Annotated in this window: 15 protein-coding genes and 1 other RNA gene; 11 read left to right on the top strand and 5 right to left on the bottom strand. The window is 39.5% G+C overall.

All coding sequences use genetic code 11. The annotated features are described in order from the left end of the window. On the bottom strand, nucleotides 1-3,597 hold the full coding sequence (locus NI466_RS11370) for an AAA family ATPase (RefSeq protein ID WP_253173621.1): 3,597 nt from the start codon (nucleotides 3,595-3,597) through the stop codon (nucleotides 1-3). 9 nt (nucleotides 3,598-3,606) lie between these two features. After that, nucleotides 3,607-4,860 carry an exonuclease SbcCD subunit D gene (locus tag NI466_RS11365; RefSeq protein ID WP_253173619.1) on the bottom strand — a complete coding sequence of 418 codons (1,254 nt, stop codon included), beginning with the start codon at nucleotides 4,858-4,860 and terminating at the stop codon, nucleotides 3,607-3,609. Between the two features lie 470 nt (nucleotides 4,861-5,330). Between NI466_RS11365 and NI466_RS11360 the strand changes: the two genes are divergently transcribed. Continuing rightward, the gene (locus NI466_RS11360; RefSeq protein WP_005096058.1) at nucleotides 5,331-5,792 is read left to right on the top strand and encodes an ABZJ_00895 family protein; all 462 of its coding nucleotides are present in this window, start codon (nucleotides 5,331-5,333) and stop codon (nucleotides 5,790-5,792) included. 152 nt (nucleotides 5,793-5,944) lie between these two features. Beyond that, nucleotides 5,945-6,850 (top strand): TIGR01777 family oxidoreductase, encoded by a 906-nt coding sequence (locus NI466_RS11355; protein ID WP_180101416.1) that lies wholly within the window; start codon nucleotides 5,945-5,947, stop codon nucleotides 6,848-6,850. On the opposite strand, the gene thiO is transcribed toward NI466_RS11355, so the two are convergent. Beyond that, the gene (gene thiO, locus NI466_RS11350) at nucleotides 6,839-7,966 is read right to left on the bottom strand and encodes a glycine oxidase ThiO (protein WP_253173617.1); all 1,128 of its coding nucleotides are present in this window, start codon (nucleotides 7,964-7,966) and stop codon (nucleotides 6,839-6,841) included. The genes NI466_RS11355 and thiO overlap by 12 nt on opposite strands. Before the next feature lie 15 nt (nucleotides 7,967-7,981). Then, nucleotides 7,982-8,995 carry a porphobilinogen synthase gene (hemB, locus tag NI466_RS11345; RefSeq protein WP_005172298.1) on the bottom strand — a complete coding sequence of 338 codons (1,014 nt, stop codon included), beginning with the start codon at nucleotides 8,993-8,995 and terminating at the stop codon, nucleotides 7,982-7,984. A 105-nt stretch (nucleotides 8,996-9,100) separates the two neighbouring features. Here hemB and NI466_RS11340 point away from each other — a divergent pair, with 105 nt between their 5' ends. Then, complete coding sequence (locus tag NI466_RS11340; protein WP_253173615.1) at nucleotides 9,101-9,598, top strand: thioesterase family protein; 498 nt, start codon at nucleotides 9,101-9,103, stop codon at nucleotides 9,596-9,598. 79 nt (nucleotides 9,599-9,677) lie between these two features. Here the strand turns inward: NI466_RS11340 and glpK are convergent, their stop codons facing one another. Beyond that, complete coding sequence (glpK, locus tag NI466_RS11335; RefSeq protein WP_253173613.1) at nucleotides 9,678-11,162, bottom strand: glycerol kinase GlpK; 1,485 nt, start codon at nucleotides 11,160-11,162, stop codon at nucleotides 9,678-9,680. Nucleotides 11,163-11,292: 130 nt separating this feature from the next. Here glpK and ssrA point away from each other — a divergent pair. From ssrA to NI466_RS11295, 8 genes are all read left to right on the top strand, one after another. Then, nucleotides 11,293-11,651: a transfer-messenger RNA gene (gene ssrA / locus NI466_RS11330) on the top strand. 185 nt (nucleotides 11,652-11,836) lie between these two features. Beyond that, the gene (locus NI466_RS11325) at nucleotides 11,837-13,225 is read left to right on the top strand and encodes a tyrosine-type recombinase/integrase (protein WP_253173612.1); all 1,389 of its coding nucleotides are present in this window, start codon (nucleotides 11,837-11,839) and stop codon (nucleotides 13,223-13,225) included. Continuing rightward, a complete protein-coding gene (locus NI466_RS11320) occupies nucleotides 13,222-14,031 on the top strand; it encodes a hypothetical protein (protein WP_253173611.1) in 810 nt (269 codons plus the stop codon). Before NI466_RS11325 ends, NI466_RS11320 begins: the two co-directional genes overlap by 4 nt. A gap of 360 nt (nucleotides 14,032-14,391) precedes the next feature. Then, nucleotides 14,392-14,565, top strand: a complete 174-nt coding sequence (locus NI466_RS11315) for a hypothetical protein (RefSeq protein WP_168158550.1) — start codon at nucleotides 14,392-14,394, stop codon at nucleotides 14,563-14,565. 10 nt (nucleotides 14,566-14,575) lie between these two features. Beyond that, nucleotides 14,576-14,821: a hypothetical protein gene (locus NI466_RS11310; protein ID WP_168526688.1), complete on the top strand. Its 246-nt coding sequence runs from the start codon at nucleotides 14,576-14,578 to the stop codon at nucleotides 14,819-14,821. Continuing rightward, nucleotides 14,805-15,074 (top strand): hypothetical protein, encoded by a 270-nt coding sequence (locus NI466_RS11305; protein ID WP_253173610.1) that lies wholly within the window; start codon nucleotides 14,805-14,807, stop codon nucleotides 15,072-15,074. The genes NI466_RS11310 and NI466_RS11305 overlap by 17 nt, the downstream gene beginning before the upstream one ends. Nucleotides 15,075-15,147: 73 nt before the next feature. Next, nucleotides 15,148-16,335 carry a hypothetical protein gene (locus NI466_RS11300; protein ID WP_253173609.1) on the top strand — a complete coding sequence of 396 codons (1,188 nt, stop codon included), beginning with the start codon at nucleotides 15,148-15,150 and terminating at the stop codon, nucleotides 16,333-16,335. A gap of 597 nt (nucleotides 16,336-16,932) precedes the next feature. Next, a complete protein-coding gene (locus tag NI466_RS11295; RefSeq protein WP_253173607.1) occupies nucleotides 16,933-19,539 on the top strand; it encodes a TrlF family AAA-like ATPase in 2,607 nt (868 codons plus the stop codon). The last annotated feature ends 88 nt before the right edge of the window (nucleotides 19,540-19,627 follow it).

The following is a 19,627-nucleotide window of genomic DNA, read 5'->3' as shown; positions in this document are numbered from 1 at the left end:
CTAACCTATAATCTGAATGGTACTGGCGCCTGCACCAACGGGCTTGACCTGGATCTGTACTGGAATCCGTTCATGCATTTCCTGAATATGTGAGATTACGACCACTTTACGTCCCTGACTTTGTAACTGATCAAGTGCATTCATCACCATATGTAATGAAGATGCATCAAGGGTGCCAAAACCTTCATCGATAAAAAGGGATTCTATTTTCATGGAGCCTGAAGCCATATTGGCAATTGCTAAAGACAAGGCAAGGGCGGTCAAGAATGACTCACCCCCAGAAAGTGATGAAACAGAACGGGTTTCACCATCCATATCATGGTCAATAATGGCAAGACTGAGTGAGTTGTCTAAACGTTTTAAGGTGTAACGCTGAGACAGCATCGCGAGTTGCTGATTGGCAAATTCAAGCAAAATATCAAGGTTATATTGCTGCGCATAATCACGGAATTTTTTGCCTGTGGCATCCCCCATAAGACTGGAAATTTTATTCCAGCGATATTCTTCAGTTTGAATTTGCTGAATTTGTTCAGCAAATTGTTTTTGCTTATCTAGGTTCGAGTAGTGAACATCTAACTTGGTCTTAAGTTGGTCACGCTGTTCTTGTCGCTCTGCTAAAGCTTTAAGGTTCAGTTCAATGGCACGCTCAATCTGTAAGATTTGTACTTCAGGTTGAGTTTGTAAATGTTGTGCGAGCAGATGTTGTGTGGTTTTCAGGGCGGATGCTGCATCGACCAAGGCATGTTCGATATCTTTAATATGTTGACGTAGTTTTTGAGTTTCTTCAGTTGAAATGAGGCTTAATTGTGAAATCAAAGCATGATTAAAATCTAAATTTTGATTTAACCAGTGTTCGATTTCTAAAACACAAGCATGATGCTGTGTTTCAAGTTGAGCCAACTGAATTCTGAGTTGATCAAGCTGCCGTTGTTGGCTATCAAATTGTTGACGAGCTGTTTCGAAACTTTGTTGTATTTTCTGATGTTGCAGCTGTAAATTTTTACGCTGTTCATCGTGTTGAGTCAGCCATTCATGTGGTTTATCGACCGAAGTTTGCGTCATCTCAAAAATAAGCTGAACGGCAAGTTCCTTGTTCTCTTGTCCTTGACGCTCAAATTCAACTTTATCTTTTTCAGCGAGTTCAATCTGATTATTTTTGGCTTGAATCTCGTTATTTTTTTGAGCGAGTAGTTGAGCTTTCTCATTCAGTTGCTGATTTAAAGTCTCAAGCTTCTGCAACAGATGCTGACGCTCATGCAATTGTTGTGCAATGTGTTGTGCAACAGTTAAGGTTTGCTTATGCCAAGCATTTCGTTGCTCAGCAGTGAGCAGGTCTAGAAGGTATTGAATATTCTGTTCAGCTTGTTGAACGATCGACAGTTGTTGTGATATCTGCTGAATATTTTGGGTTAAATTCCGTTGTATTTTTTCAACCTCATCGAGTTGTTTGATATTTTCCTCAAGTGTTATTTTTTCTTGTTGCAGGATTTGATTGACTTGAAGCAGTTGTTGTTCAATCTGTTCAGATTTTTGGGTTAAGTCTATTTGAATTTTGGCATTTTTGAAGCTTTGATAAAGTGCCTGTTCATGCTGTTTATGTTGAATATTTAAATCATCGAGACGTTTTTGCTGCTCGCTCAAAGATGCTGTTTGCTGTGTGTGTAATTGCTGAATCTTTTGCCAAGCATTAAAACTGTCTTGTTCGATTTGAATCGCTTGCTGCTCTTGTTGCTCTTGCAAATTGACGAGTTCACTCGATAGTGCAGAAAGGTCAGTTTTAAATGGATGATGTACACTACCACAGACTAAACATGCTTCTCCCTCAATCAATTGCTCGCGTAATTTCTCAATATTTTCAGCATGTAATAAGCGCTGTTGTTGCAGCATGCGTTGTAAGTTTTCACGTTCAAGTTTATGGGTTTGGTATTGCTGTTCTTGCAAATCAACTTGAATTTTACTTTGGGCACTCTGCTGTGCGAGCGCATTGCACGTTGTTTGCAGTTGATGCTGTTCAGAGCGTTGTTGTAGCCATTGTTTAAATTGATTTTGAATTAAACTAAATTGATGTTGTTGCTCTAGATTTTTTGCCTGATCGCGGCGAAGTTCTAATAGTTGGTGATCAATTTTTTGGTCATCGCCATACTGTTGTTGTAGTGATTCCAATTGCTGCTTTTTCTGACTTAAATCAGTTCTAGCAGAAGCAATATCGCCATATTGTTTTTCAAAACTTTGGTAATGCTGAATAAATCGTTGTAACTGTGTGAGATGCGCGGAAAGTCCATCATCTAAACTGCTTAGTTGCATCGTTTGATTCAACTGTTCGGTTTGTTTTTGCTGATCTGACTTGAATTGCGCTAATTCCTTGTGTAGCTGAGTTTGTACAAGGATTAAGGGCTGTAACTCTTTTTGAAACTCGTCCAATACAAATTTTGCTTTAACAAACTGTTTACCAATGAATTCACGTTCTTGAATACAGTGACGGACTTGGTCAATACGGTGCTGATGGGTGTGTTCAAAATGCTGTAGCGCTTTGAGTTGTTCATCAATCTGTTTAAATGCAGTCTGTTTTTGCTCAAAAACTTGCTGAATGGTATGAAACTGTAGTTCAGTACTTTGAATTTGAGATTTTAACCGAGCTAATTCTGTTTGTGTTTTTTCTTGCTGGATCATACTTGGACGGATGGATGCAAAAACTTCGAGTTGTTTTAGACGGCCACGTTCTGTATTCAGTAAATCAAATTTTTGTTGTTGCTCCACATGCTGACGCTGTCGTTGCTGAACATCATTTTCCAGCTTTTGCTTTTGCTCAAACCATCGCTGGTTTTTTTCGAGTGCCGATTTTTCTTGTTCTAATTTTTTGTATTCAGTACAGATTGTATTGAATTGATCGCTTACAGTCGCTAAATCTTCTTCCGACAAAGTTTCAATATCACCGAGTCTGACTTCTAAAGCTTTGCGCTGATTGGCGATTTCCTTGGTTTTTTCATATGCCAATTGACCAATTTTGCCAAAAATACTGGAGTTGGTCAGATATTCGAGCAGTTCACCACGTTCAGTATCCCGTGATTTTAAAAATGCGGTCACTTCAGATTGAGCCAATAAAACGGCACGGGTAAATTGCTCAAAACTCAGCTGAGTAATTTGTAGAATTTTAGCTTCTACCGCTTTGGCTTTATCGGCAAGAATATTGCCATCACTCAGACATTTCAGTGAACGTTGCACACTTTGCAATTTGCCTGTGGGATTTTCACGTGCACGTTTAATTTCCCAGCGAGCTGAATATACTTTTTGATCTTGTGCAACAAAACTCAGTTCGGCAAAACCAATGCCTGTACCGCGACGCAAAACAGTCAATGGGGAATTGGTGAGAAGTTCAGAACCATCGATATCAGTCAGTTTGCCATCGCTATCTTTTAAACGAGGTACACGATTGAACAGTGCCAAACACATTGCATCCAGAATCGTGGACTTTCCGGCACCTGTTTTACCGACAATTGCGATTAAGCCTGCACTGGCAAGTGGATTGCTTTCAAAATCAATAAAATGTTCACCTGCAAGCGATGCCAAATTTTTTATACGAATAGATAAAATTTTCATGGCATATCCTTATGGTGTTTCATTAGCATCAATACTTTTTTCCGCCTCAATAATCAGGCTGAGGAAATCTTTCAGCACCGAATCATCGGCGCTGTAACCCTGTTTGAGCCAAAGCTGTTCAAATAGTCTTTTGGGTGTTGGCGGCTCTAAATGGATCTTCTGAGCTTGTGCATCATCAAGATTAATAGCTTGATATTGACGTGAAATGCGCACCAGTCGATAGCGGTTCGGCGGAAGTGCATCTTCAAAAGTTTGTCTTAAATTGGGTGGAGGTGGGGTTGCCGTATGATATTCAATATCGATATATTCACGTTGATCAATTGCTTCAATTTCCCCATGTTCAAGGGTTCGAATCTGCTCAAAGATTTCATTGAGTTCACCACGAAGTCGATGCAGGCTTACACTGCGTGGAATAAGCAAAGCTTCAAACTGAAAACGTGCCTCATCTTCTAATTGAGGGTCAATTCTGACTTCAACTATTTGATGCTTATAATTAATCTCACTAAATGACAAAGGGATTGGGGAACCACTATAACGAATATGCGGCTGACCGACCTTTTGCGGTTTATGCAAATGCCCCAGCGCGACATAATCAATCACGTCATCAAATAGCGCCGTCGAGAGCGCTTCTTCATTACCGACAATAATTGGCCGTTCCGAGTCGGAAGTTTCGCCACCTTGCATATGTGCATGCGACATTAAAATCAGGGCTTGATGCGGCTGTTTACGGGCCTTGGCTTCGGCAATCAGTTGTTGATGCAGATAGCTAATCGCATTCTGGCTATTGCTGGTATGCTCATTCAGCCCGGTAATTTCGGCACTGCGTAAATAGGGCAGGGTCAGACACCAGGCGATAATATTTTTATCCTGATCATAAATCGGAATCAGCAAGCGATCCAGATTCAGGGTGTTTTCTGCGGTTCGGCCCACAATTCCCACAGCTTTGGCATTGAATTTAGACAGAAAAGGTTCAACCTGCTCAATCCGGTAACCGGAATCATGATTACCGGCAATCATCAAAGTCTGCATATGCGGCGCCAGATCATGTGCATCGGCCAGAAACTGATACAGTTGCTTTTGCGCACTTGAGGCTGGATTGATCACATCAAAAATATCACCGGCAATCAACAAAGCATGCGGCTGTTTTGTTTTAATTTGATCGAGCAACCAAGTCAAAAACTGGGCATGTTCAAATTCACGGTCATGGTTATGGAAAAATTGCCCCAGATGCCAATCGGAAGTGTGAAGAAAATGAACTGCCATGTAGATGAACCCTGAAATGTCTGCCTTGCTACTATAGGAAAAAGCTGAGGGAAAAATCTACTTAAAAAAGATATTTCAGCGAATTGTTTGTGATGTGGGGGCTGAATTTATTTTAATCAGTAGGCAAAATGGCAGGATAGTCATGTCTAAATCACCCAGTCTTGAACAGTCATGCAATTCATCAGGCTGAAAAATCGGAATTTTAAAAAATAAAAACCGACGATTCGAGTGATGTGAAATCGTCGGTCAAAACTTGTGCTGCATGAAAATTTTGGCTGCTATTCAAAATTTCCTTGTACACTGGACTTATTGCTTTAGCTCTAAGGTCAGCAAAAATTCGTGGATGCCAGTCCAAATTTTTGTACCTTGTACCCTATATAACGTCACCCTCTGGCCGATGGTTGACAATAAAATGAAAAAAAACCTGTTTTTTTTTATACTAGTTTGCTGAATGTCACCGAGTGATTGATATGTTGCCTTTAACCCGTTATTTTATCTGGTTTTTTATTATCTGCTTTATTTTTACCTGCATTTGCGGGGTTCTGGCAGCATTAATGCCAACGGGTATGGGGGCAGTGCTGACGGTTGTTCCATATCTGGTGGCCATGATCTGGATATTGTTCAAGTTTTTAAAACAGCAAAAACGTGCTCCCACGCAGTCGGAACGTAAAAAATTCACTCTTGGTTTTAGCCTGATTTATTGGGGCTACAATCTGCTATTTCTGTTACTTGGTATTCTGATTGCCACGCGCTCTAATCCAAATGCCTGGCAGGACTTTTTGCTATATCTACAGCAGCCACAATTTATAAGTATTGTGCTGATCATGTTCTTGCTGATCGCGATTCCGTTGTATCTATTGACTTACTGGTTCTATGGCAAGCAGGCACAGCGTATGGCAGATCAAATGTTTGGCAATTCGCCGCAGGCCTGATAGGTAGGTGGCTTTATGACGATTGATCTTGATAAATTGATCGCATCAGGCAGGATACAAATTCACCACGACAAAGAGGGCATTGATTGAAAAACCCCAGAATAAGTTGCGTATAATTTAAATAGAAAAAATAACAGGGCTAAGAATGACTTATGGATAAACCTGTAGTGCTGGTGACCGGAGCGAGGGGTTTTATTGGCAGTCATCTGGTACGTTTTTTATTAGAACGTGATTATCGGGTGATTGGGCTGACCCGCCGCAAGAATCAATCTGAACCTCATCCAGATTTTCACTGGATTAACCAGCTGGATGAATTAAAACAGCCTCAGATTGATTATGTGATTAATCTGGCTGGCGAAAGCATCGGTCAGGGACGCTGGACAGCAGCGCGTAAAAAGAAATTGCTGGATAGCCGTTTAGACACCACCAAACAGTTATTTGACTATTTAGAAAAATACCAGATCAAACCGAAACGGATTATTTCGACCTCGGCCGTTGGTTATTATGGTATTGACCCGAGCGAGCGCTGGGAGCAGGTCTATACGGAACAAAGCCCGCCACAAGATATTTTTATGTCTGAGCTCTGTGCGAAGTGGGAACAACTGGCTTTGTCCTATAGCAGTCAGGACACCAAAATTGTTCGCTTTGCTGTGGTCTTCGGCAAAGGTGGTGGAATTCTGCCGCAGATGTTATTGCCGATTAAACTGAATCTGTTCGGGCGGATTGGTCATGGGCGTCAGCCAGTCACTTGGGTGCATTTAGAAGATGTATTGCGTGCGATTGAATTCTTGATGCTTGAAACGACGACCGGGCAGATTTTTAATGTGGTTGCTCCGGAAAAAGTCAGTCAGGCACAGTTTGCCCGGACTGCTGCACAGCTACTGAAGCGCAAACCTTTACTGCCACTGCCAGCATGCAGTTTGAAAATGATGCTGGGAGAACAATCGCAACTGGTTTTAAACGGTCAGTATGTACAGCCTCAAGCTTTACAGGATGCGGGCTTTCAGTTTGATTATCCAACCTTGAAAGAAGCGCTGCATAATATCCTAAAGCACTAAGCGACCTGGCTCCAATAGATGGGCCGGAGCATAGGGCTGTGGATCTACAATGGTCGGTGTTTGTGCAAGCATCAATTGAGCCAGTAATTTGCCTGAGGCTGGGGCCATGCATAAGCCATTGCGGAAATGGCCAAAATTGGCCCAGGCATTTTGAAATTCGGGGATTTTGCCAATATAGGGAATACCATCGGGTGAGCTAGGTCTTAATCCGGCCCATTGCTTGACCAGCGGAAAATCCGCCAGTTCCGGTACCATCCCCAGACAAGCCTGTAGAATATCTTGCCGGATTTCAGCAGAAGGCGAGGTGTCAAAACCGACCTGACGCATACTGGAACCACATACAACATGTCCGTCGCGCCGTGGAATCAGATACATGACCTTGTTCATGCACATGCTCGGTAGCCAGTTTTCTGGGGTTTTAAACAGCAGCATTTGTCCTTGCACCGGTTGTACCGGAATTTCACAGCCAAGCTGTTCTGACCAGCCTGCAGACCATGCGCCTGTGGCGATTACAAACTGATCTGCCTGAAAGTGTTGGCCGCTTTCACTGGACACACTCGTTACCCAGCCTTGCTGAATATTGAGCTGAGTGATTTTACAATGTTCTTGCCAGGTGACATGCGGATGCTGTTTTAAATAGCTGATGACCGACTGTAATAGCCGGGGGTTGCGGATATTGGCCAGTTCCGGAAAGTAAATCGCCTGTTGGAACTTGTGTTGATCAATTCGGGGATTGATTTGTTGTAGCTGAGCCTGATCAAGCAATTCGGCCTGTTGCTGAGGGTCCTGATATTTTTCCGCATAGCGCAAGCCAAGCTCAAAATCATCTTCATCAAAAATCAACATACCACTTTCATGAATCTGGAAATCGATACCGGTCACTGGCTGCAGTTTTTGATTCCAGTCCTGATAGAGCGGTTTGGCATGCCGGGCCAACGTATTGACTGCAGCGGGGTAGCGCCAGGGATACATCGGAGAAAGAATCCCGCCTCCGGCCCAGGACGCAGCCTTCCCGGCAACTTGCTGATCAAAAATCGTGACAGAACATCCCTGTTCAAGCAGTTCCAGCGCCGACATCAACCCAGTGATGCCAGCGCCGATAATGGCGATATGCATTGCGCCGAAATCCTTTTACTTCATGTCTTTCAGTTTAAGCGCAGCTTCTTCGGCAAAGTAAGTCCAGATGCCATCGGCACCGGCGCGGCGGCAGCTCATCAGTGATTCAATAATCACGCTGTCAGATAACCAGCCATTTTGAATGGCAGCGGCCAGCATCGCATATTCACCACTGACCTGATAGACAAAGGTTGGTACGCCAAAAGTGTCTTTGACTTCGCGGACGATATCAAGATAAGGCATGCCCGGTTTGACAATCACCATGTCTGCGCCTTCCTGAATATCCAGCGCAATTTCATGCAGTGCTTCGGCACGGTTACCGACATCCATCTGGTAATTGTATTTATTGCCGCCTTTTAAATTGCTGGCAGAACCGACTGCATCACGGAATGGACCATAGAAGCTGGATGCATATTTGGCTGAATAAGCCATGATTGAGGTATAGATATGCCCATTTTGTTCAAAGGCCTGACGAATTGCACCGATCCGGCCATCCATCATGTCACTTGGGGCAAATACATCTGCGCCTGCTTCGGCATGGCTGAGACCCTGTTTAATCAGACATTCGACCGTTTCATCATTTAAGACATAACCGGTCTCATCAATAATGCCATCCTGACCATGCGTGGTATATGGGTCGAGTGCACCATCAGTAATCAGCACCATTTCTGGCAGTTCCTTTTTTAATAAACGCAAAGTGCGTTGGACCAGACCATCTTCGCGCCAAGCCGCTTCGGCGGTCAGGCTTTTATCTTCTTGTGGTGTGACTGGAAACAGTGCCAGTTTATTGACGCCCAGTTCCAGCAGACGCTCTGATTTTTTTAACAGCAAGTCTGCTGACAGGCGTTGGATATTCGGCATACTGGGAATATCTTGGCTCTGATTTTGTCCCGGCAGTACAAATACGGGATAAATCAGGTGATCTGCACTGAGATGCGTTTCACGTACCATAGAACGTAAATGCTCATTTTTACGAATACGACGCATGCGAGTTGCAGGAAACGCGGGACGATTGAACGTATAGGTCATAAAAATCTCAGCAATCAGTATTAAACTAGGCACCTATTGTAGCCCTAACTGAAATTTTTGGGCATAAATTAGCGGTTTTTTATTGCGGTGGATTTGAGCAGAGTGATGACTAAGACAGAGAAAAGCTGGACAGGTAATATACACTTGGGGGCAAAGGTGGATATTGATGTGGTCTTAAATCAGTTGGTACATGCTTTTAATAGCTCTCCTTTTTTTAAGCATAATGGCATGAGCATGCGGGTGGTGGAAGGCCAGATCGAAGCCTATGTCGAAATGCAGGATTTTATGATTGGTAATGTCGCGTTTCAAATTTTGCATGGCGGTCTTGCGGCCACGGTACTCGATAGTGTCGGTGGAATTGTAGCGATGGGGGAGTTATATAAAAAAGCCGAACCTGAAACCATTGCGGACACCATTAAAAAAGTCTCGCGTTTGGCGACAGTGGATATGCGGGTGGATTATCTGGCGCCTGGACGTGGCAAATATTTTATTGCACGTGCAGAAACCTTACGTTTGGGGCGTAAGGGCTGCACCATGCGCATGACCATGGTCAATGATGAAGATAAGGCGATTGCAACAGCGATTGCGTCTTATGCCTATTAATGAAATCGTGAATTGAGGAAGCTAAAAAGCACTGTTTAACAGTACTTTTTTATGATGATCAAATATGAACCTAGAGGATTTAGAGATCAGATTTAGCCCGTTTCAAGGCATTTTTCCATTTGGCTAAATGCATTTCTTTTTCGTCATTTTGCATTTTGGGTTCAAAAGCACGGTCCAGCTGCCAGGACTGCGAAATTTCCTCCAGACTGGAAAATATTCCGGATTTTAATCCGGCCATGGCGGCTGCCCCCCAAGCGGTAGACTCCAGCATTTTCGGACGCAGCACCGGTACATTGAGAATATCTGCCTGAAACTGCATCAGCATGTCATTGCTGCTGGCACCGCCATCGACCCGTAATTCTTTTAAAGGGTGGGCAATATCAGATTGCATTGCACTGAGGACATCCGATACCTGAAAAGCGATTGATTCTAAGGCTGCTCGGGCGATATGCGCTTGAGTCGTACCACGAGACATGCCACAGAGCAGGGCACGCGCTTCACTGTCCCAATGCGGCGCGCCAAGTCCGGTAAAGGCCGGAACCAAAACCACGCCGTCGGTATCCTCAATTTTACAGGCCAGTTTTTCCACATCACGGCTTTGTTGAATAATCCCCAGACCATCACGTAGCCATTGCACTACCGCACCCGCCATAAACACGCTGCCTTCCAGTGCATAGGTGGTTTGACCTTGCGCTTGCCAGGCAAGGGTAGAAAGCAGTTTATTCTGACTGAGCTGGATGTTATGCCCGGTATTGAACAGCATAAAGCAGCCAGTACCATAGGTGTTTTTAGCACTGCCCACCTCAAAACAGGATTGACCAAACAGTGCAGATTGCTGATCACCTAGAATCCCGGTAATGGGGATATTGGCACCGAGTAAACCTGAAGCGGTGTCAGCGATATAACTATCCGAGGAAATAATTTTTGGTAAGACCGAAGCAGGAATATGAAACAGCTCCAGTAGTTCTTCGTCCCAAGTTTGTTGATGTAGATTCATCAGCATGGTACGGGAAGCATTGCTGGCTTCAATCACATGTTCTGCGCCTTGAGTCAGGTTCCAGATCAGCCAGCTATCGATAGTACCAAAAGCGACATGACCCTGTTCAGCCAGTTCACGTACGCCTTCTACATGCTCCAGAAACCAGACCAATTTTCCTGCACTAAAATAAGGATCAATCCGTAGACCGGTTTTTTGCTGAATTTTACACATCCAGCCCTGTTCAATCAGCTGGTTACACCAGTCAGACGTTCGACGGTCTTGCCAGACGATGGCCGGCGCGAGCGGTTTACCATTTCTTCGATCCCAAACCACCGTGGTTTCGCGCTGGTTGGTCAGGCCAATGGCTTTAATATCCTTTGCCAGAATACCTGCAGTCGCCAAAGCTTGCTGTACTACCGCAATCTGTGAACTCCAGATTTCCTGAGCATCCTGTTCCACCCAGCCCGAATGTGGGGTGTGGATATGCGTTTCACGTTGAGCCGTTGCCTGAACTTGTCCATGTTCATTAAAAATAATAGCCCGACTTGACGTAGTTCCCTGATCCAGGGCCAGAAGGTAGCTCATAATTTTTCTGTTATTTGGCTTGAAAAGTAAAATATTAGCGCAATAATATAATTAAGCGCATCAAGTTGTTTAAATGTTCAGAAAATACATCGTAATTTTTGACATTTATGCTATGATTGCCTTGTACTTTGGGGGTGTTTCTGGCTTCGACGCTGGTGATGAAACTCATAGATGCATGCCGAGAGCGCATTTTCTCTCGTAAATCAAATTTGCATTTTTTAGTCGCAAACGACGAATCATACGCTCTAGCTGCCTAAGGGCAGCTTGTCCGCCTCTCCGAATACTTGTGGTTAGAGAGTCCGACTGAAGCGCACGCACACAAGTCCGTATAAAGCCAAGCCTCGGGGCTTTGTACTAAATTAAGAGGATCGCGATTTGTACCCTGTTCGTCGGGTCACAAAGAGTTAAAACAATAGACGATATCTAAGCATGTAGTATTCTCGAGCGTAGTGCTGGCGGACGCGGGTTCAACTCCCGCCACCTCCACCAAAATTCTTAAGTGTCATTCGTTCACATGATGACATATCAAACTAAAAGCCTTAACTATCAATAGTTAGGGCTTTTTTTATGCCTTTACATTCTGCATTATTCGTAAACATAGCATTGGATCATTTGTATGGTGCTTTGTATGTTTGAATTCGATTGTGTGTGACCATACACAGAAAAGGTTTATTGTGTTTAAAGAAGATATTTCAAAATTCCCTATGGCTGATACGGTTCTAAAAGCTTTAGAGACAAATAAGGCTGAAGAGCGTATTAACGACGGCGATAATTTATATTTTGTTATCAAAAATGATGGTAAAAAACGTTGGGAATTCAGATATAAAAAGCCATCTACAGGAAAATGGACATTCATAGGTCTAGGATCATATCCCCAAGTGAGTGCAAAACTGGCAAGACAAAAAGCTAAGGAGGCTAGAAATCAACTTTCTGATGGGATTGATCCGAAAGATGCTAAAGATCAACAAAAACAAAATCAGATCCAAGAAAGTAGTGGTGAGTTTTTATTCCAAAAACTTGCTGAGGAATATTGTGCAAGTAAAACTTGGACAAATGATACCCGTGTTCGGAATGAAGGAGCATTAAGAAACCATGTCTATCCTCTTATGGGTAGTCGTGATTATCGAACAATTAAAAAAGTCGAATGGCTTGAGTTGTTTAAAACAGTTCAGAAAAAACTGCACCCTAAAACAAAGAAACCGATTATTGAGATGGGGCAACGTGTTTGTGCTTTATGCCGTGATATTTATGATTTAGCCGAAGTAACTGGTCGAATAGAGCAGAATCCAGTTGCTAATATTCATAAACATCTAGAGAAGCATATAAGTGTAAATATGCCTCATGTTTCTGAAAAAGAATTACCTGATCTTTTGGTTAAGGTTGTGAATTATCCAACGCGACAAACTGCAATTGGTTTACAGCTAGCATTAATGTTGGGTACTCGACCAAATGAAATTCGCCGTGCTGAATGGTCTGAATTCGATTTTGAAGAAAAATTATGGGTAATTCCTGCTCATAAAATGAAGAAGCGTGTTGAACATACAATTCCACTCTCATCTCAAGTTATTGAATTGTTAAATGAGTTAAAAGTTTACAGTGGTTCAAGCCCTTACTTATTTAGAGGGCGAAATTCAGGTAAAGAGCCTATCTCGAATGCAACATTGGGTAATGCTTTGAAAAAAATGGGCTATAACGGTAAGCAAACACCACATGGTTTTCGACATATTATGAGTACTGCATTGCGTGAGCGTGGTTTTCGACGTGAGTGGGTTGAATCAGCTTTGGCTCATAAGTTGGGTGGTGTGGAAGGTGTATACAACAAAGCATTATATTTGGAGCAACGTAGAAAGATGATGCAAATTTGGTCTGACTATTTAGATGCTTTAGCACATGGTAAATCATTTGAGTTTGATAATTTTGAAATGGATAAAATGACGGAATATTCTTGGAATGATATTGGTTTGGAAAAAAATAAATTCAATGCAAAACAACTAAGAGTGCTTCAGTCTTTTATTGAAGCTATGGTTCAAGATGATGATATGTCTGAAGAGGAGGCTGCATGATGTCTTATGTAGATTACGCCGTCGCTTTAGATGAAATATCAAAAATGACTAAACAGCAATGTAATGAATTTACCCTCTTACACTATGTTAAGAATGGTTTGTTGGATTTATACGTTAAATTAAATACAGAATTTGATTTATGTGAGTGTTCAATAGCAGAAGATTTAGCTTACTCGATCAAAAAACAATATGTTGGTTATGTGCGTTTAGATATTTCTGATATAACTAATATCGACTTATTTAATTGTATCAGTAGCTCGTCTAGCTTATCTATTACTCAATTTAAACACGAGTCTAAGAATCTAGGTTGCGTATTGTTGAAGGAAAATTATCATTTTCAAAAAGCTCATTTCATTTCAAATTATTCACATCCTCAAGATAAAAATATAATTATCAAAAGAATTAACTTATCAGAAGGTATTGAGGAATTATATAAAGACAATGCTTCTCCAGTTGAACTTTCAACCGTAGTCGCTGTATTAGGATTAGTTGAAAATATGGTTTTTTCTTTTAATGATATTAAATTCAGTCTTGCACAAATTAAAAAATTACAGAATAAGCCAATTATTCAGTTGAATCCGAAGGTGACTAATATTGACATCCGTAATAAAAGAATGGATTTAGGAAGGAAATTGGGTATTCAGTTTATTCAAAAGGTTTTACCTTTCAAGATGGCTAATAATCAAGAAGACTTGGTGAATTTAGTAAATTGCACGTTGAGTTGTTTCAATCAGGAGCGTGATTTCCAGACTATTATTGATTGGTGTAAGGAAGAAAATTTATCATTACCTTTCTCTAAAGAATAAAAAACAATCAAAGAAAACAATAAAAATATTTTTTGAATAAAAAGTATTCAAGATTACGGAGGAGTAAGCCTTCCGTGATCTTGGAACACCCACTTATCTTTATCTCATACTAGCCTCATCGGTAAAACGCTGTAATTGAGGTAACTATGAACATCCAACCAATTCGACTAACCAAAAAAGATACTGCTAAAGCTTTAGGGTTAAGCACTGATGGCTTGGATAAGTTGATGAAACGAGATTCAACATTTCCAAAAGCGTACAAGTTCGGCTCTTCAATGCAGTCAAAGTCATATTTTGATTATAGAGAGATTCTGAAATGGCATGAGTCTCAAAAGTTGGCGGTATAAGCAGGAGTGATAAATGAAAGTAACAGTCCTTACTTTAAATAAATACTTTGAAGTTTATTCAGACTGTCAGATTACAAGTGAAGTTACAACAAATGCTTCGATTGTGTTTAGTGCACTGTATCAAGGTGAAAAAGTGATTCTCATTAATACGGCGTTTGAAAGTTACTTAATCCAAAGTGTGAGTTAGGAAAAGTGCGATGAAAGAAATGTATAGCATTTGGAATGCTGCACTGTTGTTAACAGCGGAATTAAATAAGCGTACTACAAAACAATGGTGGTCTTATTTGAAACATAACCCACGAAAGTGGAAAGAACAGGACGGTTTTCTCATCAATTATCACCTAATTGATGGTGAACTGTTTTACACAGAGGCAGGCTTAAAAGCCTTCATTAATGCTCATAAGCAAGAAGCTAAAGGAGAAGTGCATGGATGTTTTAAATGAACTTGAAGTAATTTTACGTGACAACACAGTAGTTACAGGTGCAGAAGCAATGAAAAAATTCATTGAGTCTGAAGTAGATAATGTGATCGAGTATGCTGATACAGGTGATATTGCGGTTGATTTACATACACCAAAAGGTATTCAGGGAGCAGCGGAATTGATTGCTCTTCACATTGAAGCCTCAACCCAATTAAAAATTGATACATCATCCATTGTTGAGGAAATTCATCGACAGTTAAAGTTAAGTAAATAACAAAACAGAGATTTACTAAAAGGGGATGTTCTACATCTCCTTTTTTATAGTCTGTTCATAGGTTTTATAAAATATGAGAAAAGATTTAACTGCACATATTAAGCCATTAGATATTGCGGAAATTCAACATTCTATTCGGTTCGCTCTAGCCCAAAAGAGATTAGAGCGAAAAAAGCTTGATCGACTGTTTGATGAATCATCTGTTAATGCTGATCAAATTAAAGACTCATCCAAAGATGTATATGTGCGTCAAAATATGTATGGGTCGATTACTTTAAATAGTTCTAGTTCATATCTAAATCAGCTTTTAGATAACTATCAATTACGTTTGGCGAATAATGTAAAAGAAGCCGAAGTCTATCAAAAAGTGAATACAACATCTTTTTTGACTTTGAAAATGAAAGCAGTAATTGACTGGCTTGATCTTCGTTTTACGGTAGATCCTAACCTATGTATATTTTATAAGGATCCCAAAGCTCGTAGTTATATCAAAGCATTTATTACACGGAATACTGGTACACGGCACTATATTGCGAAGGATGAAAGTCAAATTACTCAGGATGGTATGTCATTTACAATCCGACTCCATGATGTACAGAACAAAAAAGATTTAAAAAAAATCACTGATTTGTTGCAAAAACAGTACGGTGCGAAAATTGAGCTTATGATGGTTGAAGCAATTGAACTCTCATTTGACCTCTATGGAGGAGATAGTTCTGCGGTAGTCATAAAATTGCATAAAGCAATGCAATATCCTCAAACCGCTAGGTTATTTCGAGTATATAAAACGAAAGGGACTCAGCGTGATATACCTGAATCAATGCAAGAGTTGTATGACCTACTACAAGGTGGCTACAACATTGGAGTAGGCGATCATCGGTATGATGAGTTTTGTGTGAGGTTGTATTTCAAACGTACGGACAAAGGAGGTCAGTCTTTACCTCAACAACAGCACAGAGCACGTATTGAAATTACTTTGAAAAAATCAATTTTTGATAATGAAACTGTTGACCGAAACATTCTGAATTTGTCACAGCTTATCAAATTTGGATTTAAGAAAATGCAATTTACCAAGCTTAGTAAGAGAGCAACATACAAGGAAAAAGATGTCTACTACACACAAGTAAAGCCATTCGGAGAAGAACATGCTTCTATTATGGTTAATAGGCATAAGCGTGTTTTATTGAATGCAATCGCTACAAATGGAGCTTTCAATGAGGCTAAAAGACTAGCAGTAAAAGCACTAGCACAGAAATTCTAATTCGCAAATTTCGGATCATTTATTTCTGAGAGCACTTAGCTCTAAGCTATATAGAGTATGGTTTAGGGCTTGTTCGTGGTGTTAAAGTTGCCTAATAACATTAGGTATGAATATATCTATTTAATATTGATGTAATTGAAAGGAACCATAATGAATAGTATTAAAAATAATAATGCCTAGAATTTTTAGTTCTTAATAAATGTCATTTAGTCTTTGATTGAGGCAAAGTCCTAGAAAAAATAAAAAACATTCTATGATAAGCATTCAAAAAAATTGTGTTGCGGACGGCATTCTTATACTTCCAAGTCTAGACTTAACAATAGCTTAAGCGAAACTTATCTCTAAATGTTCAGATGTTTAACATAGCGGTGAATACCACTTCTAAAACGCTATCATTTAAGCTTATTCCCTATGTTTGAATGATTTCATAAAGTGGCATTGGTTCGGTCTAAAGTTGAAAATACGAGAAGCTATGCAACATTGCTAAGGGTATAATTAAAGTTTTAGATTTGTTGATTTTTTGCCTAATATATAAGAGCCGTGAATGATACAAATGATTAAGCAATTTAGAATTTTTAACTAATAAAAGGGGGGAGTATGTTTAGTAAAGGTTCGGAATGGAGAAAGTGGGATTTACATGTACATACGCCTGCATCTCTTGATCACAAATATGGAGGTAATTGTGATGCTACTTGGGAAAAATATATAACCGATCTAGAAAATTTACCAGAATCCTTTAAAGTCTTAGGTATTAACGACTATTTTTTTATTGATGGGTATGAGCGTATTTTACAAGAAAAAGCTAAAGGGCGATTGCAGAATATTGACTTGATTTTACCTGTAGTGGAGTTTAGATTACAGGAATTCGCAGGTGTACAATTTGGAAAGTTAAACCGTATAAATCTTCATGTTATTTTTGCAGATGAAAAGGTTTTACCTTTAAATCAGATAAAATCACAGTTTTTAAATACATTACAAGCTAAATACATTCTTGAGAAAGATCATTCCCCTTGGAATTACAGTGTTACAAGGGAATCAGTAGAAGATCTTGGAAAATCTATCAAGGCAAAAGTACCTGAAGTTGAGTTACCTAATTACGGTTCAGATTTAATCGAAGGCTTTAATAATTTAAATTTAAGCCTCGAATCAATTATTTCGAGTCTAGATAAAAGTTGTTTTAAAGATAAATATTTAATTGCTATTGGAAAAACTGAATGGGATCAGCTTAAGTGGACAGATAGTTCGATAGCAGTAAAAAAAAGTTTAATTAATCGTGCAAATATTGTTTTTACATCAGCGGAGTCATATGAAACATTTGATAATGCTAAACAAAAACTTACACAGAATGGTGTTAATGATCTGTTATTAGATTGTAGTGATGCTCATAATTTTTCGGATAAAACAACTGACAAAGATAGAATCGGAAATTGTTTCACATGGATAAAAGCTGATCCAACTTTTGCAGGCTTAGTACAAGCAACATTAGAACCCCAAAATAGAATTTATATTGGGGAATTGCCAGAAAAAGAATTAATTAAGCAAGGGAAAGGTAGTTACTTTATAGACCACGTTGAGATATCCAAAAAACCTTCAGCATCTATTGCACATACTTGGCTTGATGGTACAAGCATTAAACTGAGCCACGATCTTGTAGCAATAATTGGAAAAAAAGGCAGTGGAAAGAGTGCTTTGGCAGATGTAATTTCATTGCTAGGTAATTCAAAATCAAGTAGTAATTTCTTTTCATTCTTAAAAGATGGACGATTCAAAGGTAAAGGTGGCTTTGCATCAGATTACGAAGCAAGCATAACATGGTTGAATGGAACAAAAGAAAATCTATCGCTAGATTCTAATATAGACCATGAAAAACCAGAAAGAGTTCGTTATATTCCCCAAGTATATTTTGAAAAATTATGTAATCCTGAATATGGAGATAACGAATTTCAAAATGAACTTAACTCAGTGATATTTTCTTATTTATCTGAAGAAGAAAGGAATGGCTGTACATCTCTTGATTCATTAATTAAATCTAAGGAAAGTACGTTAAATGATCAATTGTTAGCTCTAAAACTTGATCTAAGTAAATTAAATACGGAAATCGAGTTCCTAGAGTCGCAAACTCAAATAAGTGTAAAAAATATTTTAGAAAATAAAAAACAATTAAAGCTACAGGAGTTACAAGATCACGAATTAATTAAGCCCGTTGAAGTTGCGTCTCCGAGTGAAGAACTTACCCCAGAACAGCAAATGCTAAAGTCACAGATGGATGTAAACAATTCACGCGTGGTAAGTTTATTGGATAATGTGAAAAGCCTTAATGATTTAGTTGGTGAAAATCAAAGAAAAATTTTTATCGCTAATCAAATAATCGGTAAAGCTGAACTTCTACAAGAACAGGTTCAGGCATTTAACAATCAAATCAGTGAGGATTTAAAAACCTTATCCATTGAAACTGAAATTATTACTTTCAATTTTGATAAAGCGAAGATCACTGAGGTCATAGAGGAGCTTAATGTAAAAAATACAGAACATAATCTTAAGATTATTGAATTTAATAAAGAAATTGAAACCTGTAATGAAGTGATAAAATCTGTTTCAGGAAAATTATCAGAGCCATTGCAAAAATATAATGAATATTTACAGAGCTTTAAAAAATGGAATACCAAAAAAATGGAGTTAATAGGAGACAACTCCTCACTGGACTCTTTGCTAGGAATCGAAAGTCAAATAAATACAATCGAAAAGTTGCCTGAAGAACTAATCCAAAAAAAAGGCAATCGAAAGAATATTGCTATCAAAATATTTGAAGTTTTAGAAAGTAAAAAGCTTATTAGGGAATCCCTGTATCAGCCTGTACAACAGTCTATTGAGAAAAATGAATTTATTAATGCAAAGAATAAGTTTGAGTTTATATCTCGGCTGAACTTTTCAACTGAACATTTTCAAGAGGAATTAACAAACTTAATCATGCAACGTAGATTAGAGTTTACACCAGATAATATAAAAAATACTTTAGAAGATCTGTCTAAGCATGAAGATCTTGAAACAAAGGAAGGGTGTATTAATTTCATTGAGAAACTTATTGAAAAGTTAGAAGAGGTAAATGGTGCTGTTGGTATAGCAAATATGGTGAAGAAGAATACAACTCCTAAAGACGTATATGATTTTATCTATGGTTTGAATTTTATTAAATCAAAATATTAGATCTCTTGCGAAAGTAAAAAATTGTTTATACTAGCCCCATGAAATATGAAAATTTAACTCGATTTAATGATGGGGAATTTAAACGACT

Source organism: Acinetobacter lwoffii (assembly GCF_024129595.1).
Classification (GTDB): Bacteria; Pseudomonadota; Gammaproteobacteria; order Pseudomonadales; family Moraxellaceae; genus Acinetobacter; species Acinetobacter lwoffii_O.
This window is presented reverse-complemented; position numbering and strand designations above follow the sequence as displayed.